Source organism: Gordonia sp. SID5947, assembly GCF_009862785.1.
Lineage (GTDB): Bacteria > Actinomycetota > Actinomycetes > Mycobacteriales > Mycobacteriaceae > Gordonia.
This window is the reverse complement of sequence record NZ_WWHU01000001.1, coordinates 3,090,618-3,111,782: the sequence shown is the minus strand read 5'-3', so window position 1 is coordinate 3,111,782 and position 21,165 is coordinate 3,090,618. Positions and strand designations below refer to the sequence as shown.

Below are 21,165 nucleotides of genomic sequence, written 5' to 3'. Positions count from 1 at the left end.
TCCCGGCGCGGGTTCTGATCGGCCCGCTCCCTCCGGTCCCGGCGCCGGTTCTGATTGGCCCGCTCCCTCCGGTCCCGGCGCCGGTTCTGATTGGCCCGCTCCCTCCGGTCCCGGCGCCGGTTCTGATTGGCCCGCTCCCTCCGGTCCCGGCGCCGGTTCTGATTGGCCCGCTCCCTCCGGTCCCGGCGCCGTCATCGGAGCAGCCCCTTCATCTCGATCGTCGGTTTCGATTGCAGCGCCGCCTGTTCGGCCGCCCAGATCGCCTGTTCACGATTGACACCGAGCGGCATCTGGGCGATCTGCTCGTGCAGCTTCAGGATCGCGTTGAGAAGCATCTCGGGTCGGGGCGGACAACCGGGCAGGTAGATGTCGACCGGGACCACATGGTCGACGCCCTGCACGATCGCGTAATTGTTGAACATGCCGCCCGACGACGCGCAAACACCCATGGCCAGTACCCATTTGGGCTCGGCCATCTGGTCGTAGATCTGACGCAACACGGGCGCCATCTTCTGGCTGACACGGCCGGCCACGATCATCAGGTCGGCCTGGCGGGGTGAGGCACGGAACGCCTCCATCCCGAATCGCGCGAGGTCGTAGCGACCGGAGGTGGTCGCCATCATCTCGATGGCGCAGCATGCCAGCCCGAAGGTGGCCGGCCACAACGAACCCTTGCGCATGAACCCGGCCAGATCTTCGACTGTGCTCAGCAGGAAGCCGCTGGGCAGTTTCTCCTCGAGTCCCATGTCGCGAACCTCCTTGCGTGTGCCGGCAGTCGCGGCGCGAACCCCGGCGGGCGTGCGTCGCGACCATGGTCATTCCCAGGTCAGTCCCCCGCGTCGCCACTCGTAGGCGTAGGCCACCGACACATTGACGATGAACAGCGCCATGGCGGCGAGTCCGAACCATCCGAGAGCGTCGAAGGCGACCGCCCACGGGTAGAGGAAGACGATCTCGATGTCGAAGATGATGAAGAGCATTGCCGTCAGGTAGTACTTGACCGGAATGCGCTGGACCACGCGATCGGTGATGCGTGGCGTGGTGGTGACCGAGGCCCCGCCGGGGGCCAGACTGTGCGATTCCGTGAGCGGTTCGATGCCACACTCATACGGTTCCAATTTGGCGCGGTTGTACCGCTTCGGACCGACCAGGATCGCGATGCCGACCGAGAACACCGCGAATCCCACAGCAATTGCCCCGAGAACCATGATCGGGACGTAGGCATTCATAGGGTGGCGGCTCCCCACATTCGCGGCCTGATGTGAGCTGTGCCACAAGCCTACTAGCGGGGGAGGGCCGGTTGTCGAGCTTTCTACAGTTCGGCGTTTCGGAGGAGTTCGACAACCGTGGTCGACAACGTGATCGGGTCGACCGGCAGCGTTGCCGTGGCGTCGGCCCGTGACCAGTCCGCCAGCCAGCGATCGTCGGCCCGCCCGAGCAGGACCAGCGTCGGCGGGCACGGATCGATCTCGTCTTTCATCTGTTTCGCCAGGCCCATCCCGCCGGCGGGGGTCGCCTCACCGTCGAGGATCGCCACGTCGATCACGCCGGCGTCGAGTTGCGCGAACACCATGGGGGCGGTGGCCACCTCGACGAAACTCAGCTCGGGCAGGGCCGGGTCGGGACTGCGGCCCAGTGCGCGGATCACCGCCGCGCGCGTGTCCGAATGATCCGAATAGACCAACACGCGCAGCGCCGAGATGCCATCGCGGTCGGGGTCGGTCACGTCGAGCACATTACCGTCAGACTTCCGCGGATCGTGCGCAGAATCGCGCCGACCGGGCGCACAATCTCGCCGACCGGGCCTTCGAACTCGCCGACCGTGCGCGGAAACTCGCCGACCGTGGGCCTCAGTGCTCGGTCGAGAAACCGACCCGCCGGCGATGGTTGTCGAGCGCCAAGGTGACGAGCCGATCGATGAGGTCGGGATAGCTCAGTCCCGACGCCTCCCACAGCTTGGGATACATCGATGCGGGGGTGAACCCGGGAATCGTGTTGACCTCGTTCAACAGCCAGCCGCGTCCGTCGGCCTCGTAGAAGAAGTCCACGCGTGCCATGCCCGCGCAGCGCAACGCGGTGAACGACTTGGCCGCGAGCTCGCGGACCTCTCCGACGACCTCGGCGGGCAGATCCGCCGGGATGACAAGGGTGGCGGCGCCGGTGATGTACTTGTCTTCGTAGTCGTAGAACTCGCTGCCGGGCAGGATCTCACCGGGGACCGACGCCTCCGGCGCGGCATTCCCCAGGACGGCAACCTCCACCTCGCGGGCGGTGACGTTCTCCTCGATGATCACCACGTCGTCGTAGCGCAGCGCGAGGTCGATGGACTTGTCCAGCTCAGATGCGTCGTGAGCCTTGCTGATGCCCACCGACGACCCGAGGTTGGCCGGTTTGACGAAGACGGGAAGGCCGAGTTCGTCGACGGCGCGGGCGACGATGGTGTTCGGGTCGTCGATGCCGTCACGGAATTCGATCCACCGGCACTGCGGGATACCCGCCTGCTCGGCGACGATCTTGGCCATGGCCTTGTCCATGCACAACGCCGACGACAGCACCCCGGCGCCCACATACGGCAGCTTGAAGAGTTCGAGCACCCCCTGGATGGTGCCGTCTTCGCCGTGCGGTCCGTGCAGGAGCGGCAACACCACGGTGATGGTCGACGCATCGGCATCACCGCGGATGGCGGCCAGCGGCTCGACCTCGGTTCCCGCGGTCTCCAGACGATCGGGCAGCTCGCCACCCTCGGCGAGCGTCGCGATCGCCTTGTCGTTGCGCAGCCACACCCCGTTCTTGGCGATGCCGATCGGCACCAGCTCGTATTTGCTGCGATCGGCGGCTGCGAGCACATGTGCGGCCGTGACGCATGAGACGTCGTGTTCCGCGGATACGCCGCCGAAGAGGACGACCAGACGCAGCAGGGGTGAAGCCATGGCAGACACGATACGGCCACCGCAACAGCCGATCGGACGCGGTGCTTGTAGCGTTGCGGTGTGCATTTCAGGGCGAGTGAGGTCGCTGCGGCCGTCGGTGGACGGCTCGTCGGCGACGACGTGCAGATCGAGGGTGCCGGCATCGACTCCCGGAGCATGCGCCCGGGTCAGTTGTTCGTGCCGATCGTCGCGACACGCGACGGCCATGAGTTCGCGCGCGCCGCGGCCGACGGAGGTGCGTCCGCATACCTGACGTCGGAGGGGACCCTCCCCGGTATCACTCTGCCCGCGATCACCGTCACCGACACCGCCGCGGCGCTCGCCGACCTCGGCGGGGCCGCCCGCGATCGACTGCCGGACAGGGTCGTCGGTGTGACCGGCTCGGTGGGCAAGACATCGACGAAGGATCTACTCGCGGGTGTCCTTGCGACGACGTTTCGCACCACGGCCAGCGAGAAGTCGTTCAACAACGAGCTCGGCCTGCCCCTCACGCTCGCCGGGGCCCCCGACGACACCGAGGCCGTGGTGGTCGAGATGGGCGCGCGCGGCGTCGGGCACATCGACTTGCTGTGCGGTATCGCCCGCCCGACCGTCGGCATCGTCACTCGCGTCGAGGGCGTGCATCTGGAACTGTTCGGCGACATCGAGTCCGTCGCGCGCGCCAAGGGGGAACTCGTGGAGTCGCTACCGGTCGACGGCCTCGCGGTGCTCAACGCCGACGACGACCGGGTCGCGGCGATGGCCGACCGCACCGACGCCGGCGTGCTGACCTTCGGACTGAGCCCCTCGGCGGACGTGCATGCGTCCGGAATCGCGCTCGACGACCAGTTGCGTGCCTCGTTCCGACTGCACACCCCGTGGGGGGAGACCGACATCCGGCTCGCCGCGCGCGGTGAACATCAGGTACCCAACGCCCTCGCCGCCGCCACCGCGGCCGGGTGGCTCGGCGTCCCCGTCGAGGAGATCCCGGCCGGTCTGCTCGGGGCGGCGTTGTCGGGTCTGCGGATGGAACTCGTCACCACCTCGGCCGGTGTCACGATCCTCAACGATGCCTACAACGCCAACCCGACCTCGATGTCGGCGGCTCTGCGGTCGCTGGCGGCACTCGACGCGCGACGCCGGATCGCCGTGCTCGGCACGATGGCCGAACTCGGCTCCGATTCCGCCGAGCAGCACGCCGCCATCGCCAAGCAGGCGGATGACCTCGGGATCGAGGTGATCGCCGTCGACGAGCCGCACTACGGCACCGTCGCCCGGCACGTGGTGGACGTCGACGGCGCGCTCGCCGAACTCTCCGATCTGGCCGACGGTGACGCGGTGCTGGTGAAGGGCAGTCGAGTCGCCGCCCTCGAACGGGTGGCCGAGGGGCTGCAGCGCTGAACTGTCACGCGGACGAAGGTCACCGCGGCGTTCCCGTGTTGCCGTGGGAGAGTGCGTCTTCGACCATCCGCACGAGCGTGTCGACGGTCCTGGCCTCGTCGAAGCCGTGCTCGTGCCGGAACTGCGACCACGTCCGGACGTCGAGGAGTACGCAGAGTTGGTCGATGACCCCGTTGCGGTCGTCGCGGACCGCGGGAAAGCATCGGGTGACCCATTCGCGGTGTGCCACCCGACCTGATTCGGCGACCGTGGTCATCGTCGGATAGCGATCGGCGGTGGCGAGTACCCGGAGCAAACCGATGCCGGTCTGCTCGTAGTCGTCGACCGCCGTCTCCACCACCGATCGCACCTCGCCCTTGCGTGCCCGGTCTCGGCGCGCGCTGATCCGCGGACCGACCCGCTCGCCGATCCCGGTGATGTAGAGATCCTCCTTGGAACCGAAATGGTTGACGATCGTCTGCTGTGACACACCCGCGAGCCGCGCGACGTCGGCCAGCGTGACGTCGTCGAACCACTGATCCTCGAAGGCATCCTCGGCGGCGTCGAGGATCGCCTCACGCGTGCGGGCGGCCGCCGCGGCGCGTGCGCCCATCCGGTAGGGACGTTTCTCGGACTGCTCCGAATTTTCATTGGATCTTGACACAATTCAATTGTGTCATATCCTAGCTAAATACGCACGCCTCGAACGGAGCCCACGATGAGCACGATCCTCGCCTACACCTCACCCGCATCCGGGCACGCGTTCCCGCTGATGCCAGGCCTGCTGGAACTGGTCCGTCGCGGCCACCGGGTGCATTTGAGGACCGCGGCCTCCGCGGTGCCGCGATGTCGGGCGGCCGGAATCGACGCCTCACCCGTCGATCCGCGCATCGAGGGGGTCGAGGTGACCGACTACCTCGCCGACACCGACCGGGATCGACTCGTGGCCGGCTTCCAGGATGTCCTGCGTCGCGCGCCCATCGACGCCGCCGACCTCGACGACGCCATCGCGACGTATCGGCCCGACGTGCTCCTCGTCGATGCCAATGCGCATGGCGCGCTGGCGCACGCCGAAGCCAGTGGATTGCCGTGGGCGTTGGCGATGCCGTCCCTGCTGCCCTTGCCCGAACGCGGCATACCTCCGTACGGAATGGCTTTGCGGCCGGCACGAGGGCCGTTGGGCCACATCCGGGATCGGGTCCTCTGGCCGATCGTGGAGCGTGCCTTCGGAAAGGCGATCCTCCCGCGGCTCAACGAGGTCCGTCGAGCCGCCGGTCTCGCGGAGTTCCGGTCCACACTCGACCAGTGGGACGCCTGCGATCTGGTGCTGTGCCTCACCGGGAGCCCGCTCGAATACCCGCGACACGCGTTGCCGTCGCACGTCGCGATGGTCGGTTTCCAGCCGTGGGATCCCCCGGGCGAGGTGCCGGCATTCCTCGACGAACCAGGGCATCCGTGGGTGCTCGTCACCTGTTCGACGGACTATCAGGGCGATGAGCAGCTTGCCCGGGTGGCGGCCGAGGCATTGCGTGATCGTCCGTACCGGGTACTGCTCACCATTGCCGACGCCTACGACCGGGCCGGTGTCGACAACGCCGGGAACGTGTTCGTTCGTCGCTTCGTGCCGCACGATGCCGTGCTGGCGCGTGCCGCCGCGGTGGTCACGCACGGCGGCATGGGCATCGTCGGCAAGGCAACCCGCGCCGGCGTGCCGATCGTCGCGGTGCCGTTCGGGCGGGACCAACCCGAGATCGCGCGACGCATCACCGAGGCCGGGACCGGCGTCAGCCTCCCGCCGAAGCGTCTCACCGCCGAGCGTCTGCGTGCGGCGGTCGACGAGGCGGTGTCGCTGGCCGAACACACCCGGGCCGTCGCGGACGAACTCGGCCGCACCGACCCGGCGGGCGACTTCGCCGATGCCGTGGCCGAGCGGCTGCTGCCGCGTCCGCGATGCCGGGCGTGAAGCACGAGGTCTACGACGCCTGCCGCGCGTTGGCCACGATCACGTCGTGGACGTATTTCGCCAGGCCGGGCGCGACGCCGTCGTAGTGTTCGGTGAACCGAGGGTCGGCGACATACATCCCCGCCAGATTCACGTGCATCTCGTACCCACAGTCATAGAACCGGTTGATCGACTCCCGGTGCTCTTCGGCCAGCACGTTCGCCTCCGCCGATCCGGGAACCACATCGGCCCGCATCGCGTCGGCGAAACGCCGCTCCAGGGCCTCGGTCTCCGCTTTCACGGCACGCCAGTCGTCTTTGGAGAAGCGCGCGACCCGCTCCCGACTCTGTTGCCACGCGTCGGAATCGCCCCAGCGTTCCTCCGCCTCGGCGGCATACTCGTCGCCGGGCCAGTCCCGCCCGAAGATCTCCGCCTGTTCCTCGGCGGTGAGCTGGATTCCGTTGTTCTTCGCGTCCATCATGTCCTCCACAGCTGCGACCATCCGGCGCAAGCGATCGATCCGTCCGATCAGCAGCGCGTGCTGATCGCGCAGATGCGCCGACGCATCCGCCGCCGGGTCGTCGAGCAGGGTCGCTATCTGCTCCAGCGGAAAACCCAGTTCACGGTAGGTCAGAACCCGATGCAGTCGTTCGACGTCGACGTCGTCGTACACCCGATAGCCCGCCGCGGTACGACCCGACGGCACCACCAACCCGATCTGGTCATAGTGGTGCAGCGTGCGGACACTGACGCCGGTCAGACGCGCGACCGCACCGACCGTCCGAGAGGTCTCTCCGTCACTCACACCGGACACTGTCGGGCCTCACGTCGCGTCAGGGTCAAGTCCGCTATGGCGCCAGCCCGAATTCCTGGTCGCCCTTGGTGCACGAAGCCAGGATTCCCGCAGTCTCCGACGGCCCGCACTGCCAGCCGGACACCTGCTGCGGCTGCCCGGTCGCGATCTTGGGGCTGTATTCGGTGGCCACCTGCTTCGCGGTGTCGCAGGTCAGATCGCCCTGCAGGACCACGATCCGCAGCGAGCCGTCGGGGCCTTTGGTGACCCCGCACTGGGTGTGCCCGGCGTGATCGTCGGCGACCGAAGTGGTCGGCGAAACCGGCTTCGGACCGCCCACCACTGATGCATTCGGGTTCTCCGAGATGGTGGTCGCCGTGGTCTCCGACGACGACGATGTGGCCTCCTGTTCGCCGCCGCATGCGGCGAGCGCGATGCCGGTGAATCCGACCAGGACAGCGAGTGAGATGCGACGGCTGCTGCTCGACATGTGATCACCGTACCGGGTGCGGGTTGCCCTCCGAATGCCTGCTGGGTTTGGGTTACACCCGCCCACCTGCAAGGATGCATCGGGTGAGTTCCAGCGACACTGCTCTGCCCCCGACCATTCCTTCACCGTCGGCACGTCGCTGCCCGGCACGATGGGCCGCACCGGCGTCATCGAGACGCCGCACGGCCGCATCCAAACCCCGGCGTTCGTCCCGGTGGGTACCAAGGCGACGGTCAAGACGGTGCTGCCCGAATCGGTGGAGGCGCTCGGCGCGCAGGCGGTACTCGCCAATGCCTACCACCTCTACCTGCAGCCGGGGCCGGAGATCATCGACGAGGCCGGTGGGCTCGGTGCTTTCATGAACTGGCGTGGCCCCACCTACACCGACAGCGGGGGCTTCCAGGTGATGTCGCTCGGTGTCGGGTTCAAGAAGGTCATCTCGATGGACGTCGCCGGCGAGCAGGACGACGACGCGACCGCGCCGGGCAAGGAGCGGCTGTCCGCCGTCGACGACGACGGGGTCACCTTCAAATCTCACCTCGACGGCTCGGCACACCGGTTCACCCCCGAGGTGTCGATGCAGATCCAGCATCAGCTCGGTGCCGACATCATCTTCGCCTTCGACGAGCTCACGACCCTGATGAACACCCGGGCATACCAGGAGAATTCGCTGGAACGCACCCGGCTCTGGGCGATCCGCTGCCTGGCCGAACACAACCGGCTGTCCCGGGAACGGGTGCACCGCCCCAGCAGTCGCTCTGGGGTGTCATCCAGGGCGCCCAATACGAGGACCTGCGGCGCAAGGCGGCGCGCGACCTCGTCACGATGAGCAAGATGGACCAGGCCGACGGCGGCCGGGGTTTCGGCGGGTACGGGATCGGCGGCGCGTTGACCAAAGACGACCTCGGCACCATCGTCGGCTGGGTCAACGAGGAGCTGCCCGAGGATTCGGCCAAGCACCTGCTGGGCATCAGTGAACCCGACGACATCTTCACCGCGATCGAGAACGGTGCGGACACCTTCGACTGTGTCTCGCCGACGCGGGTCGCCCGCAACGGTGCGATCTACTCGCTCGACGGGCGCTACAACATCACCAATGCCAAATACCGCAGGGACTTTCGACCGCTCGATCCCGAGATCGAGAACTACACCTCGCAATACAGCCGGGCCTATCTCCATCATCTGTTCAAGGCGAAGGAGGGGCTCGCGGCCACCCTCGCGACCCTGCACAACGTGTCGTTCATCGTGGCGATGGTCGATCGGGCGCGCCAGGCCATCGAGGACGGAAACTACCTCGAGTACCGCGACGAGTTCCTCCGGCGGTACTACGCGGGTGCGCGAGGGAACTGAGCGGACGTCGCAATCGTTCCGTTTGCGTACATCCACCCGGCGCGGCACCCTGAAAGGGTCCGCCGAGCCCCAACCCGAGAGAGACGATGCGACGCGCAAAGCGCCGAAAACGCCGACGACGATCTGGCCACTCCCGCTTCACCTTGCCTGACGACCACCCCGTCGGGGCCGCCTGGAGGTCGTCGTGCTGACGATTCTCGGCATCGCCGCCGGCATTCTGGTCGTCCTCCTCATCACCGCCCTGACCGGCTATTTCGTCGCTCAGGAATTCGCCTTCATGGCGGTCGACCGCTCGCGTCTGAGAGCTCGTGCCGAAGCCGGTGACGCTGCCGCGGCGCGCGCATTGTCGGTCACCCGCCGCACCTCGTTCATGTTGTCCGGCGCCCAACTCGGCATCACCGTGACCGGCCTGCTGGTCGGCTACGTCGCAGAACCGCTGATCGGCAGTGGCGTCGGCGAGTTGCTCGGCGACGTGGGCATTCCGGTTGCCGTCGGTGTCGCGATCGGCACGGTGGTCGCCATCCTCTTCTCCACCGTCGTCCAGATGGTGATGGGCGAGTTGTTCCCGAAGAACCTCGCCATTGCTCGTCCGGAACCGGTCGCGCGTCGCCTGGCCGGGTCCACCACCGCGTATCTCACGGTCTTCGGCTGGTTGATCGCGTTGTTCGACAAATCGTCGAATCTCTTGTTGAAGCTCCTGCGGATCGAGCCGGTACACGACGTCGAGCACTCGGCAACGCCTCGCGACCTCGAACACATCGTCGCGGAATCGAGAGAGGCCGGTGAATTGCCCGCCGACCTCTCCACCCTGCTCGATCGGATTCTCGACTTCCCCACGCGCACAGCCGGGCACGCGATGATCCCGCGGACCCGAGTCGACAGCGTTCGGGCCGACGAGTCCGCCTCGAGTGTGCTCGCCAGGATGAGCACCGGCCACACCCGCTACCCCGTGGTCGACGACGATGCCGAGGTCATCGGGGTGATCCGTCTGCACGACCTGCTCGACTGGCAGGTCGCCGCGGCGGCCCCGGATGCCCTCGAGGCTCTACCGGACGCAACCGCAGCGACCCTCTGCCGTCCGGCGGTGATCGTCCCGACATCACTTCCGCTGCCGGAGGTGCTGACCCGGATTCACGACGCCTCCGACGAGATGGCCGTGGTGATCGACGAATACGGCGGATTCGACGGCGTGGTGACCGTCGAGGACATCGCCGAGGAACTCGTCGGCGAGATCGACGACGAGCACGATCCGGAACGGCCCGACGTCATCGAGCGCACCGACGACGGATGGCGCATCCGTGGTGACGCGCACCTCGACGAGGTGTCCCGCGAGATCGGTCACGACCTGCCCGACGGCGAACACGAGACCGTGGCCGGACTGGTCATCGGCCGCTTCGGCGGCCTGCCCGAGGTCGGAGATGCGGTGTCGCTGGAATTGGCTGCCGATCACGCGGTGCCAGAGCATGATTCGATGTCGCCCACCGTGAGATTCCACGTCCTCGCCATCGAGCGACACGTTCCGTCGTCGGTGCTGCTCACCGTCCACGACGTCACGAGCGCCGACGAGGGAGGTATCCGATGAGCAGCCCGTGGGTCGTGGGGATCGCGACCATCGCGTTGATCGCGGCGAGCGCCTTCTTCGTCGCCGTCGAGTTCGCCCTGATCGCCGCACGGCGGCACCGTCTGGAAGATGCCGCCCCCAACAGCCGCTCCGCACGGGCAGCACTGCGTAGCGCATCGGAACTGTCGGTCCTGCTGGCTGGTTCTCAGCTCGGCATCACCGTCTGCACGCTGGCCCTCGGCGCCATCACCAAACCCGCTGTGCACCACTGGCTCACACCGGCATTCGAGATTTGGGGGCTGCCTGCGTGGTCCGCCGACATCGCAGGCTTCGTCCTGGCATTGGTGATCGTCACGTTCCTGCACCTCGTTGTCGGTGAGATGGCCCCGAAGTCGTGGGCCATCGCGCACCCGGAACGTTCGGCCACGTTGCTGGCGATCCCGATGCGGGCGTTCATGTGGCTGACCCGTCCGGTCATCGTCCGGCTCAATCGCCTCGCCAATTGGTGCCTGCTGCGTGTCGGCGTCGAACCCGTGGATCAGCTGGGCGCAGGCCAGGATTCGGAGGCGCTGCGGCACCTTGTCGAGCACTCGGCGACCGTCGGCACCCTCGACGGGCGCTATCACGCCCATCTGACCAGTGCGCTCGAACTGCAGTCGTTGACCGTCGCAGATGTGACCGGACATGGTGACGTCACCGGCGTCCCGCGTGACGCCTCGCCCGCTTACATCCGCAAGGTGTCGCGCGAGAGCGGACACCGTCGACTCCTGGTGCGGACCGACGATCTGGCGGGGAACAGGGATTCCGGCGATGTCCCGATCGACGGCGTGGTGCACGTTCGCGACAGTCTGGCGGCACCGTCCGAGGCGATTGCCGCGGACCTCATGCGGCCGGTTCTGTCGCTGGCGTCGACCATGCCTGTGTACGAGGCGCTGGCCACGATGCGGGAGACCCGACAGCACATCGCCACCGTCGTCGACGATGGCCAGGTGATCGGCCTGCTCACGCTCGACGACGTGCTGGAGCGACTGCTGGCCACCACATCCGGGTGATCCCGCGGCCCACACTGTTGAGTTGTCAAGGGTCGTGCGTGGCCCGGCGGTGGTCGGTCACGCGGTGAAGGTGCGTCGCGAAATGTGCTGCGCTGTGGTCTGTTTCGCCGCTGCGGTCTGGCGTCAGGCGGCGGTCTCGTCGAGGTGCATGGTGCGGCGGTTGTGGGCGGGTAGTGGTGTTCGGTGTGGGTCGATGGTGGTGGGTGGGATGAGCCAGGGGTGGCGGTCGATTCCGATCACGATGTCCCAGCCGTGGGCGTGGACGTGGGCGTGGCAGGAGGGGCAGAGTAGGCAGCCGTTGTCGAGGTCGGTGGGGCCAGCGTCGTGCCAGTGGATCATGTGGTGGATGTGGCTCCAGGCGGCGGGCCCGCCGCATTTGATGCAGCATCGGTCGCGGGTGGTGATGGCTGTGCGTTGGTGGGTGGTGAACAGGCGTTGTTCGTAGCCCATGTCCAGGGGTGCCTGGTTTCCGTCGATGATGATTTCGGTGATGCCGGCGTCGCAGGCCAGCATCTTGGCTGTCGCCTGTGATGTCGGGCCCAACCAGGTCAGTGATGCGAGGTCGGGGGTGTCGACGGGGATGGTCAGGGTGAGGTGGGTTTTTGGTGGTGTCACCCGCCTCGAATCTGCGGTGGCGGCGGCGTCGAGGATTTGTTCGAGTGCGTCGGCGCGTTGCTGGCCACGGGTGCGGGTGTCGGGGAGCCGTCTGGTTCGGGTCGTGGTTGCGTCAATGAGTCGATGGCGGCGATCAGCTTTTCGCCGATGATCATGTCGAGGTCGCCGGTGATCGCTGCGCGCCCATCGGTGGTCGCGACGATGGTGAATTCGTTGAGCCGGCGATCTTCCCCCGCGGGTAGTCCCCCGGTTTCGGTGGCGATCTGGTTGCCGATCGCCCGTGCCGTCTGCTCGAGCTCCTTTGGTGTCGCACCCGAGAGCGTCTGGGCGATCAGTGCCCGTTCGTGCTCGAGGCGTTCCTGCTCACACAGTCCGTCGGCGGCGCGCCGGGCGATGTGTGCCAGCCCTTGCACCATTGCATCGACGTGTTCGCCGGAGAACACACCGTCACCGGCATAGTCGGGTAGCCGTTGCAGCGACGCCAGTGCGGCGCCGATGCGTAACCAGCGGGCGGCCACACCGGGTGCGGCACCCATCTCCATCAACAGGTTCCGGGTCTTTGCTCCGGACTGTGTCGCCACGCCCAGCCGGTCGAGTGCTTCGGCGTGTATCGTCAGCAGGTGATCGACCAGGTTGCGCAGTTCCATCAACGCCTTGGTGGCGTCGAACACCTGCCGTCCCGACGCCGCATCGGCGACGGTGACCTCACGCGCACAAGCAATGATCGAGCTGATCTCCCCCATGACAACCAGAGTACTCGAACATACGTTCGAGTCAAGCAATTCTGCAGTGCTGCAGTATATTTCGATGAATCGCCACTACGCAAACCTTCCGACTCTACCGGAGCCGTCCGACAATCTCGGTGTCGTCCGAGTCGTGTGAGACCGCCCTCGGCTGGGAAAGAACCCGCCGGGTCACTTCCACTCGTCAGGCGTCAGAATCCACGGCTCACGCGGCAGGGCGTCGGACCGAAAGCGTTCGGTCAGGCCGGCGAGATCGACCATCTCGCCGGGACCGGCGAGCCGCAGCGATCGCGCGATATGTGTCAGCACCCGCGCCGCCGTCACTCCGTGCTCGGACAGGTCGGTGAGGGTCACCGCGCCGTCTCTCTTGCTCAATCGGATGTGCTTGGCGTTGAGCACCATCGGCACGTGGGCGTAGGTCGGCGGGGAGTACCCGAGCAGCGATGCGAGGTAGGCCTGCCGGGGTGCCGACGACAGGAGGTCGTCACCCCGGACCACCTGGTCGATGCCTTGCGCTGCGTCGTCGACCACCACCGCGAGGTTGTACGCGGGCGTACCGTCATTGCGCTGGATCACGAAGTCGTCGACGACCCCGGTGTGGTCGCCGTGCAGGATGTCGCGCACGGTGAAGTGCGCGATCTCGGCGCGGAGGCGGATCGCCGGTGGCCGGCCGGTGGCGTGGCGTTCGGCTCGCTCGGCGTCGGTGAGGTCGCGGCATGTGCCCGGGTACGCACCCTGCGGCGCGTGCGGTGCCGAAGGTGCCTCGAGGATCTCTCGTCGCGTGCAGAAACACTCGAAGGTGCGTCCGTCATCGCGCAAATGCTCTATCACCGTCTGATAGTTCGTCAGGCGGTCTGTCTGGTACGCGACCTCCGGCTCCCAGTCGAGGCCGATCGCGGCGAGATCGTCCAGCTGCTGTCTGTCGGCGCCGACGACGGTGCGGTCCAGGTCCTCCATCCGGATCAGGAACGATCGGCCGGTGGTTCGGGCGAACAACCAGGCCAGCACGGCGGTTCGGAGGTTTCCGACGTGCAACTCACCGGACGGTGACGGTGCGAACCGTCCCGCCGGTGGCAGGCTTTGTCCCGGGTCCATTGCGCACGACACTACAAGTGACGGACGATGTAGCCGTGGACCTCCCGGTTATGCCGCCGATCGCACCGATGCTCGCCAAAGCCGTCACCGCGGTTCCCGACCAGCCCGGTGGTGATGCGGTGTGGTCGTACGAACCCAAGTGGGATGGCTTTCGGGCCTTGATCTTTCGGGACGGCGACGAAGTCGCCATCGGGTCGCGCGGCGGCAAGGACCTGGCCCGCTACTTCCCGGAGCTGGTCGCGGCCGCCAAGGCGGAGCTCCCGGAGAAAGCGGTGGTGGACGGCGAGATCGGGGTCCCCGCCCTGATCGGTGACACCCACCGCCTGGACTGGGACTCGCTGGCCCAGCGCATTCATCCCGCCGCATCCCGGGTCACCATGCTGGCCGAGAAGACGCCTGCGATCTTCATCGGCTTCGATGCGCTGGCGCTGGGCGAGGCGAGCGTCGTCGACGAACCGTTCCCGGTGCGGAGGGAGGCATTGCTGCAGGCAATCGACCCGGCCGGTCGGGGAGACCGGCGCCTGCGGGTCAGCCGGGTGACCGATGATGCCGCGCTCGCCACGGACTGGTTCACCGCATTCGAGGGTGCCGGACTCGACGGCGTGGTGGGTAAGAGACTGGACGGACGTTATGTCGAGGGCAAGCGCGAGATGGTGAAGGTCAAGCACAAGCGCACCGCCGACTGCGTGGTTTTCGGCTACCGGGTGCACAAGAGCGGTACCGGGCTCGGATCGATGCTGCTCGGGCTCTACGCCGGCGGTGAGCTGCGCATGGTCGGCGGCGCCGGTGCGTTCTCCGATGCCAAACGGATCGAGTTGCAGCAGATGTTCGAACCGATGCGCACCGATCCGGACAAACCCAGTCCCGGCGAGCCCACGCGATGGCGGTCGGAGAAGTCGGGAGAGTGGATTCCGATCCGTCCCGAACTCGTCGTCGAGGTCGCCTATGACCAGATGGAGAACCACCGGTTCCGTCATACGGTCAAGTTCCTGCGGTGGCGCCCCGACCGCGAGCCGTCGAGCTGCACCTACGACCAGCTCGAGGTCCCACTGACCTACGACCTGCACGATGTTCTGGAAGGAGCATCTTGACATGCCATCTCGGTCGCCCGCAGAGGAACTCGATGTCGACGGCGTCGCCGTCCGGATGAGCAATCCGGACAAGATCTATTTCCCGGAGCTGGGCGAGAACGGCGGCCGTAAAAGGGATCTCGTCGGGTACTACCGGGAGATCGCCCTGCAGGGCGCGATCATGACGGCCGTGCGCAACCGGCCGACCTTTCTGCAGCGCTTTCCCGACGGGGTCGAGGGCGAGGAGATCTATCAGAAGCACATCGCCAAGAAGCGACCCGACCACGTCGAGTCGACTCGCATCGTCTTCCCTTCGGGCAGAACGGGAGACGCGATCAAACCGACGATCCCCGCCGACATCGTCTGGGGTGCCAACCTGGGCACTTTCACGTTCCACAGCTGGCCCACGATCGACCCCGACAACGACCATCCGGACCAGTTGCGGATCGACCTCGATCCTCAGCCGGGTACCGACTTCGACGATGTCCGTCGCGTCGCCATCGAGGTCCTCGCACCGTTGTTGGACGAGTTGGGCTACAAGGGATTTCCGAAGACCTCCGGTGGGCGCGGCATCCACGTGTACGTGCCGGTCGAACCGAGGTGGGACTTCATCGCCGGCCGCCGGGCGGTGATCGCGATCGCACGCGAGATGGAACGCCGCGATCCCGAGAGCGTGACACCGTCGTGGTGGAAAGAGGAACGCGGCGAACGGATCTTCATCGACTACAACCAGAACGCCCGTGACCGCACGATGGCGTCGCCCTACTCCGCACGACGGAGTCCCAACGCACGGGTGTCGACGCCGGTCACCTGGGCGGAGCTGGCCGATGTGAACCCCGACGACTGCACCATCGCCACCGTGCCCGATCTCGTCGCACGACGGGGAGATCCGATGGCCGACATCGCCGATCACCGCCGCGGACTGGAACCACTGCTGGAGATGGTGCAGCGCGACGACGCCAACGGACTCGGCGACATGCCGTATCCGCCCAGCTATCCCAAGATGCCGGGAGAGCCACCTCGCGTGCAGCCCAGCAAGAAGGTCGCCGCGCACTGGGACGAGAAGGGCAATCGGGTCGAGGACTGAGCGTCACGAAGGGCCGGAAGTCGCCGGCGTGCAGGAACTCTGGAGAACCGGTTGCTGTCGGCGGGATCGCGGTTGCTGTCGGCGGTCGTGGGGGCCTGTCGGGTGAGGAGTTCGGCGAGGTGGACGGCCTCACACCCGCAGCGCGATCACCAAACCCAGATACACCGCGTACGCCACCACGAATGCCGCCCCCTCGATCCTGCTGACCCGGCGCCCGGTGAGGAACACCGGCACGCAGATCAGCGCTACCGCTGCCATCATCGGGAGGTCCACGCGGATCAGTTCGTCGGTCACCCCCAGCGGCTGCACCAGCGAGGTGGCGCCGAGGATGAAGGTGATGTTGTAGACCGACGAACCGAGCAGGTTGCCGATCGCGAGGTCGCGGTTGCCGCGGATCGTCGAGGTGATCGTGGTGACGAGCTCGGGTGCCGACGTCCCGATCGCGACGACGGTCAGGCCGATCAGGGCCTCGCTGACCCCGAGATCGGCGGCGACGTCGACCGCACCGGTCACCAGCCACTCGGCGCCGATGACGACGATCGCGATCCCGCCGACGAGCTGCAGAGCAGACCACCACCAGCGTTCGGTTCCGGCGGGCGCCGGGGTGCGTTCGGGTACCGCTGCGTCAACGGACCCGTCCGGGCCGTGTCCGCTACGCAACTCGGTGCGGACAACCGTGATCGTGTACGCCACGGCGAGCAGGAACAGGATCATCCCGTCCAGGCGCGACAACGTGCCGTTGGCCGCCAGCGCCCAGAGCAGCAGCGCGCTGATCACCATGACGGGCAGGTCGATCCGGATCGTCTGACGGCCCAATGCCAATGGCACCATCGCCGCCGACAATCCGAGCACCAGCAGGATGTTGACGATGTTCGTCCCGGCGATGTTGCCAACCGCCAGCGGACCCGCGTCGTGCACGGCGGCGTCGATCCCGACGGCGAGTTCCGGCAGACTCGTGCCGATCGACACGATGGTCACCCCGACCAGCAGCGGCGAGATGCCCAGGCGCGTCGCGATCGCCGACCCACCACGCACCAATCCTTCGGCGCCGATGATCAGCGCGGCGAGCCCGATGACGACGAGGACGTAGTCGTTCACCGGGCCCAGTGTGCTCCATGTCGGAGGAATTCACGCTCGATCGGCCGGCGCACGCCTCTCTGCACGCTCCTTGATACCGAGCAACATCTTGCGTTCCATGATCAACGAGCCCGGCTCCATGGGGATCATCCCGATCCGGTCCCGGAGTCGGGGCAGACGAAACCTGTTGCGGCTGACAAGACGTGTGGTGTCACCGCCGCCGGCGACCAGTGTGAACGCCCACACCCAGTTACCGTCGGCCGATCGCGTTGCGAACGAGTGCCCCGGTTCGGCGATCTCCACGCGCATCCGGTTGGGTCCCAGTGCGATCTCATCGCCGATGGCGGGGTGCTGGAATTCCTCGAGGATGTGGTCGGCGCTGTGCATGTGCAGGCCGAGTAGATTCTCGATCCAGTCGTAGGTGTAGGCGCCACCACGGGGAGCCGGACCCATCTGGGCGAGCCACGGGTAGATCTGGTCGGGTCGAGCGTGGATCGTGATCGCGCGCGTGGACGTGCCGTCGGCGTCGGGCAGCAGGTCGTCACCGGGCAGCATCGCTGCCACCTCGTCGGCGGTTGCTCCCCAGGTCAGGATCGGCTGCCGAAGGTAGCGCCGGTATCCCACCGCCGTGGCGCCGACGGCCGATGCCGCGGCCAGCAGAACGGTTGCGATGCGCATGCCTCCAGCATGCGCCGGCCCCGAGCGCCCGTCGTGGGCCGAACGTCACTGATGTCCGTCGCCGATCATCCCGATCCCGTGACGCGCACGGCGTGAGGCTGGAACCATGGGAGACAGTCCGAGCGCAATGTCAGATCGCGTCGCAGTGGCCGGGCCCGAGGCGGGCTCCGCCGACGGTTCGACGACAGCCCATCTGCTCGGACACGAGCTGTCGGGAGACGTCGCTGCGCACGATCTGCGGCGAGGAGTGCGTGATGCCCGACAACGTCGCCCGCAAGCTCATCGGCTCACATCTCGAGCGTGGCGAGATGACGGCCGGCGAAGAGATCGCGATCCGGATCGATCAGACGCTGACGCAGGACGCCACCGGCACCCTGGTGATGCAGGAACTCGAGGCGCTGCACCTCGACCGCGCCCAGACGGAGGTCAGCGTGCAGTACGTCGACCACAACCTGTTGCAGACCGACGAGAAGAACGCCGAGGATCACGAATATCTCCGCACCGCGTGTGAACGATTCGGGCTCTGGTTCTCCAAGCCCGGAAACGGTGTGTCCCACCCGACGCACATGCAGCGTTTCGGCGCGCCGGGCAAGACGATGGTCGGATCCGACTCGCACACCCCGGCCGCCGGATCGCTCGGGATGCTGGCGATCGGGGTCGGTGGGCTCGAGGTGGCGCTGGCGATCGCCGGACACCCGCTCAACATCCGGATGCCGGAGATCTGGGGGATCCGGCTGGAAGGTGCACTACCGGAATGGTGTTCGGCCAAGGACGTGATCCTGGAGATGCTCCGCCGTCACGACGTGAAGGGTGGGGTGAACCGGATCATCGAGTACCACGGTCCGGGGCTGGAGAGCCTGACCGCGATGGACCGCCACGTCATCGCCAACATGGGCGCCGAACTCGGCGCCACCACAACGGTCTTCCCCAGCGACCACGAGGTGCGAGAGTTCCTGCGCGCCGAGGGCCGTGAGGACGACTGGACCGAACTGGTGGCCGACGAGGGAGCCGAATACGACCTCACCGAAACCATCGATCTGGCCACCATCGAGCCGTTGATCGCCAAGCCGTCGTCGCCCGGCAACGTGGTGCCGGTCCGAGACGTCGCGGGAGAGGAGATCTCCCAGGTGGTGATCGGTTCGAGCGCGAACCCCGGGCTGCGCGATTTCGCCATTGCCGCGGCCATGATCGACGGACGACAGACCGCCCCCGAGGTGAGCTTCGACGTGAACCCGACCTCACGCGAGATCCTCACCGACCTCACCGAGATGGGTTCGACGACACAGCTCGTGATCGGCGGGGCGCGGATTCACCAGGCCGGATGCATGGGGTGCATCGGCATGGGACAGGCACCGGCGACCGGCCGGAACTCGTTGCGCACCATGCCACGCAACTTTCCCGGACGGTCGGGTACCCGCGAGGACGCGGTGTGGCTGTGTTCACCGGAGACCGCGGCGGCCTCGGCGCTCACGGGACAGATCACCGATCCTCGGGACTGGGCCGCAGATGTCGGCATGTCCTACCCACAGCTCGAATTCCCGCGCGAACATTCGATCAACACCGCCATGCTGGTGGCGCCGATCGATCCGGAGGCAGCGGTGAAGGTGGAACCGGTCAAGGGGCCCAACATCTCCAGCCTGCCCGAACTCGACGAATTGCCCGACGTCATCGAGGCGCCGGTGCTGCTGACGGTCGGCGACAACATCTCCACCGACGAGATCTCCCCGGCCGGTGCACGGGCGCTGCCGTTCCGATCCAACATTCCGAAGCTGGCCGAGTTCAGCTTCACCCAGGTCGACGAGACGTACCCGGAGCGAGCTGCCGCGGCCGAATCCGGCCACATCATCGTGGGAGGTGAGAACTACGGGCAGGGATCGTCGCGGGAGCACGCCGCGATCGCACCCCGACATCTCGGTCTGAAGATGGTCATCGCGAAATCCTTTGCCCGCATCCATTGGCAGAATCTCGCGAACTTCGGCGTGCTGGCGGTCGAGTTCGACGATCCGGCCGACCACGACGCGATCGATCAGGACGATGTGCTGAAGGTGTCCGGCCTCCGCGACGGACTGGGATCGACGGACGAGCTGACGATCGAGAATGTCACGCAGGGGACGACGTTCCTGGCGAGGCACCGGCTGTCGCCGCGGCAGGTGGCCGATGTCCTCGCGGGCGGACTCATTCCGCGGCTGGCGGCCGAAGAGGAGTCCGACGTCCAGGAGGCCAAGGAGACCGTACTGCAGGACAGCGGCGAGATCAGCTGACCTGCCGATCAGGGAATCAGAGCGACCTTTCCGCCCGGGTGGCCACCGCTGACGAACTCGAGAGCGGCACGCGCATCGGCGAGCGGGAAGGTGCGCGCCACCGGGACGACGAGGTCGCCCGCGGAGGCGAGTCGTATGAGGCTCGAGCGCACGGCGTCGCGGAACTCGAGGCTTTCGGGCTGACCCCCGCCCAGTGCGACGAAACCATCGTCGGCAGCACGCTGATGCGACACGATCGTCACGATGCGGGAGCGATCCGTCACCAGGTCGAGGGAGGTGTCGATGGCCTCGTCGGTGCCGGCGGCATCAAGCGCCGCAGCGATCTCGCGGGACCCGGCGGCGCGGACACGGTCGGCCAGCCCGGGGCCGTATTCGACAGGGACACCACCGAATTCGCGGACCCTCTCGAAGCTGTCCGCGCGCGCGGTGCCGATCACCGTGATGCCGCGCAGCCTGGCGAGTTGCAACACGGCGACGCCGACCGCGCCGGATGCGGCATGCAGGATGATGGTCTCATCGCGCTCGACGCGCGCCGCGCGGAGCATGTCGGCGGCCGTGCAGCCGGCCAGCAGCAGATTGGCGGCAGACGGCTCGTCGAGAGATGCCGGCTTGGCGAACACCTTCGACGCCGGCACCGTGAGCGCGGTGGCGTAGCCACCCTGGACCCGAAAGGCCAACACCGCGTCCCCCACCGCGCCGTCACCGGACGCGATCTCGGTGTCGGGGCCGATCGCGAGGATCTGACCGGACACTTCGTAACCGATGGCGAGTGGTAGCTGCGACGGGTCGGTACCGCGTTGCGCGTGCTTGAGATCAGCGGGGTTGACCCCTGCCGCCCGCACGCCGATGGTCACCTCGCCGGGTCCAGGCGGTGTGAGCTCATCGTCGATGAAGGCGAAGTCGTCGAGACCACCGAACCCGGTCGCCACCCAGCGTTGTACCCGCATGTTTCCAGGCTAACGCCGACGGCGGACGAAAAATCGTCCCCGTGGGCGGACGGCCCGGGAATCCCGCGGGCCCCGCTCACGGGGACGATCTCGGTGTTCAGTTGTGCAGCGAGTC

Annotated in this window: 20 protein-coding genes and 1 pseudogene; 8 read left to right on the top strand and 13 right to left on the bottom strand. The window is 67.1% G+C overall.

The features are described from left to right. Nucleotides 1-191: 191 nt before the first annotated feature. The 4 genes from GTV32_RS14375 to GTV32_RS14360 form a co-directional block, all read right to left on the bottom strand. Entirely contained in the window at nt 192-746 is a 555-nt protein-coding gene (locus GTV32_RS14375; protein WP_161060889.1) for an NADH-quinone oxidoreductase subunit B, read from the bottom strand. Nucleotides 747-815: 69 nt separating this feature from the next. Further along, on the bottom strand, nt 816-1,229 hold the full coding sequence (locus tag GTV32_RS14370) for an NADH-quinone oxidoreductase subunit A (RefSeq protein WP_161060888.1): 414 nt from the start codon (nt 1,227-1,229) through the stop codon (nt 816-818). 83 nt (nt 1,230-1,312) lie between these two features. Continuing rightward, nucleotides 1,313-1,726: a hypothetical protein gene (locus GTV32_RS14365; RefSeq protein WP_161060887.1), complete on the bottom strand. Its 414-nt coding sequence runs from the start codon at nt 1,724-1,726 to the stop codon at nt 1,313-1,315. 124 nt (nt 1,727-1,850) lie between these two features. Continuing rightward, the gene (locus GTV32_RS14360) at nt 1,851-2,930 is read right to left on the bottom strand and encodes a D-alanine--D-alanine ligase family protein (protein ID WP_161060886.1); all 1,080 of its coding nucleotides are present in this window, start codon (nt 2,928-2,930) and stop codon (nt 1,851-1,853) included. Between the two features lie 60 nt (nt 2,931-2,990). On the opposite strand from GTV32_RS14360, the gene murF reads away from it, so the two are divergent. Continuing rightward, entirely contained in the window at nt 2,991-4,310 is a 1,320-nt protein-coding gene (gene murF, locus GTV32_RS14355; RefSeq protein ID WP_161060885.1) for a UDP-N-acetylmuramoyl-tripeptide--D-alanyl-D-alanine ligase, read from the top strand. A 19-nt stretch (nt 4,311-4,329) separates the two neighbouring features. Here the strand turns inward: murF and GTV32_RS14350 are convergent, their stop codons facing one another. Then, the gene (locus tag GTV32_RS14350; RefSeq protein ID WP_161060884.1) at nt 4,330-4,953 is read right to left on the bottom strand and encodes a TetR/AcrR family transcriptional regulator; all 624 of its coding nucleotides are present in this window, start codon (nt 4,951-4,953) and stop codon (nt 4,330-4,332) included. 54 nt (nt 4,954-5,007) lie between these two features. On the opposite strand from GTV32_RS14350, the gene GTV32_RS14345 reads away from it, so the two are divergent. Further along, a complete protein-coding gene (locus GTV32_RS14345; RefSeq protein ID WP_161060883.1) occupies nt 5,008-6,252 on the top strand; it encodes a glycosyltransferase in 1,245 nt (414 codons plus the stop codon). Nucleotides 6,253-6,262: 10 nt separating this feature from the next. Here GTV32_RS14345 and GTV32_RS14340 read toward each other — a convergent pair whose 3' ends face one another. Together GTV32_RS14340 and GTV32_RS14335 are read right to left on the bottom strand one after the other, a co-directional pair. Continuing rightward, nucleotides 6,263-7,036, bottom strand: coding sequence for a MerR family transcriptional regulator (locus GTV32_RS14340; protein WP_161060882.1), 774 nt, complete (start codon nt 7,034-7,036; stop codon nt 6,263-6,265). Between the two features lie 43 nt (nt 7,037-7,079). Further along, nucleotides 7,080-7,514, bottom strand: a complete 435-nt coding sequence (locus GTV32_RS14335; RefSeq protein ID WP_161060881.1) for a hypothetical protein — start codon at nt 7,512-7,514, stop codon at nt 7,080-7,082. Nucleotides 7,515-7,665: 151 nt separating this feature from the next. Between GTV32_RS14335 and tgt the strand changes: the two are divergent. From tgt to GTV32_RS14320, 3 genes and pseudogenes are all read left to right on the top strand, one after another. Then, nucleotides 7,666-8,864 (top strand): annotated as a pseudogene (gene tgt, locus GTV32_RS14330) (tRNA guanosine(34) transglycosylase Tgt). Between the two features lie 184 nt (nt 8,865-9,048). Beyond that, complete coding sequence (locus tag GTV32_RS14325; RefSeq protein ID WP_161060880.1) at nt 9,049-10,446, top strand: hemolysin family protein; 1,398 nt, start codon at nt 9,049-9,051, stop codon at nt 10,444-10,446. Further along, nucleotides 10,443-11,477 carry a hemolysin family protein gene (locus tag GTV32_RS14320; protein WP_161060879.1) on the top strand — a complete coding sequence of 345 codons (1,035 nt, stop codon included), beginning with the start codon at nt 10,443-10,445 and terminating at the stop codon, nt 11,475-11,477. The genes GTV32_RS14325 and GTV32_RS14320 overlap by 4 nt, the downstream gene beginning before the upstream one ends. Before the next feature lie 123 nt (nt 11,478-11,600). On the opposite strand, the gene GTV32_RS24075 is transcribed toward GTV32_RS14320, so the two are convergent. The 3 genes from GTV32_RS24075 to gluQRS all read right to left on the bottom strand — a co-directional run bounded on the left by GTV32_RS24075 (nt 11,601) and on the right by gluQRS (nt 13,930). Further along, entirely contained in the window at nt 11,601-12,092 is a 492-nt protein-coding gene (locus tag GTV32_RS24075) for an HNH endonuclease signature motif containing protein (RefSeq protein WP_343287337.1), read from the bottom strand. Further along, nucleotides 12,089-12,835: a hypothetical protein gene (locus GTV32_RS24070; protein ID WP_343287336.1), complete on the bottom strand. Its 747-nt coding sequence runs from the start codon at nt 12,833-12,835 to the stop codon at nt 12,089-12,091. The genes GTV32_RS24075 and GTV32_RS24070 overlap by 4 nt, the downstream gene beginning before the upstream one ends. A 171-nt stretch (nt 12,836-13,006) precedes the next feature. Continuing rightward, nucleotides 13,007-13,930 (bottom strand): tRNA glutamyl-Q(34) synthetase GluQRS, encoded by a 924-nt coding sequence (gene gluQRS / locus GTV32_RS14310; protein ID WP_161060878.1) that lies wholly within the window; start codon nt 13,928-13,930, stop codon nt 13,007-13,009. A 35-nt stretch (nt 13,931-13,965) separates the two neighbouring features. Here gluQRS and GTV32_RS14305 point away from each other — a divergent pair, with 35 nt between their 5' ends. Beyond that, nucleotides 13,966-15,021 carry an ATP-dependent DNA ligase gene (locus GTV32_RS14305; protein ID WP_161060877.1) on the top strand — a complete coding sequence of 352 codons (1,056 nt, stop codon included), beginning with the start codon at nt 13,966-13,968 and terminating at the stop codon, nt 15,019-15,021. Nucleotide 15,022: 1 nt separating this feature from the next. Then, a complete protein-coding gene (locus GTV32_RS14300; RefSeq protein ID WP_161060876.1) occupies nt 15,023-16,087 on the top strand; it encodes a DNA primase small subunit domain-containing protein in 1,065 nt (354 codons plus the stop codon). A gap of 129 nt (nt 16,088-16,216) precedes the next feature. Here GTV32_RS14300 and GTV32_RS14295 read toward each other — a convergent pair whose 3' ends face one another. Both GTV32_RS14295 and GTV32_RS14290 read right to left on the bottom strand, forming a co-directional pair. Then, nucleotides 16,217-17,185 carry a calcium/sodium antiporter gene (locus GTV32_RS14295; RefSeq protein ID WP_161060875.1) on the bottom strand — a complete coding sequence of 323 codons (969 nt, stop codon included), beginning with the start codon at nt 17,183-17,185 and terminating at the stop codon, nt 16,217-16,219. A gap of 30 nt (nt 17,186-17,215) precedes the next feature. Then, nucleotides 17,216-17,842: an SRPBCC family protein gene (locus tag GTV32_RS14290; RefSeq protein ID WP_161060874.1), complete on the bottom strand. Its 627-nt coding sequence runs from the start codon at nt 17,840-17,842 to the stop codon at nt 17,216-17,218. Nucleotides 17,843-18,096: 254 nt separating this feature from the next. On the opposite strand from GTV32_RS14290, the gene GTV32_RS14285 reads away from it, so the two are divergent. Next, nucleotides 18,097-20,103 carry an aconitate hydratase gene (locus GTV32_RS14285; protein WP_161060873.1) on the top strand — a complete coding sequence of 669 codons (2,007 nt, stop codon included), beginning with the start codon at nt 18,097-18,099 and terminating at the stop codon, nt 20,101-20,103. An 8-nt stretch (nt 20,104-20,111) separates the two neighbouring features. On the opposite strand, the gene GTV32_RS14280 is transcribed toward GTV32_RS14285, so the two are convergent. Beyond that, nucleotides 20,112-21,050: an NADP-dependent oxidoreductase gene (locus tag GTV32_RS14280; RefSeq protein ID WP_161060872.1), complete on the bottom strand. Its 939-nt coding sequence runs from the start codon at nt 21,048-21,050 to the stop codon at nt 20,112-20,114. Nucleotides 21,051-21,165 lie beyond the last annotated feature (115 nt).

Coding starts and splice junctions, on each gene's coding strand:
- GTV32_RS14375 (WP_161060889.1), bottom strand. CDS start 746: ATGGGACTCGAGGAGAAACTGCCCAGCGGCTTCCTGCTGAGCACAGTC.
- GTV32_RS14370 (WP_161060888.1), bottom strand. CDS start 1,229: ATGAATGCCTACGTCCCGATCATGGTTCTCGGGGCAATTGCTGTGGGA.
- GTV32_RS14360 (WP_161060886.1), bottom strand. CDS start 2,930: ATGGCTTCACCCCTGCTGCGTCTGGTCGTCCTCTTCGGCGGCGTATCC.
- GTV32_RS14345 (WP_161060883.1), top strand. CDS start 5,008: ATGAGCACGATCCTCGCCTACACCTCACCCGCATCCGGGCACGCGTTC.
- GTV32_RS14335 (WP_161060881.1), bottom strand. CDS start 7,514: ATGTCGAGCAGCAGCCGTCGCATCTCACTCGCTGTCCTGGTCGGATTC.
- GTV32_RS14320 (WP_161060879.1), top strand. CDS start 10,443: ATGAGCAGCCCGTGGGTCGTGGGGATCGCGACCATCGCGTTGATCGCG.
- GTV32_RS24070 (WP_343287336.1), bottom strand. CDS start 12,835: ATGGGGGAGATCAGCTCGATCATTGCTTGTGCGCGTGAGGTCACCGTC.
- gluQRS (WP_161060878.1), bottom strand. CDS start 13,930: ATGGACCCGGGACAAAGCCTGCCACCGGCGGGACGGTTCGCACCGTCA.
- GTV32_RS14300 (WP_161060876.1), top strand. CDS start 15,023: ATGCCATCTCGGTCGCCCGCAGAGGAACTCGATGTCGACGGCGTCGCC.
- GTV32_RS14290 (WP_161060874.1), bottom strand. CDS start 17,842: ATGCGCATCGCAACCGTTCTGCTGGCCGCGGCATCGGCCGTCGGCGCC.
- GTV32_RS14285 (WP_161060873.1), top strand. CDS start 18,097: ATGCCCGACAACGTCGCCCGCAAGCTCATCGGCTCACATCTCGAGCGT.
- GTV32_RS14280 (WP_161060872.1), bottom strand. CDS start 21,050: ATGCGGGTACAACGCTGGGTGGCGACCGGGTTCGGTGGTCTCGACGAC.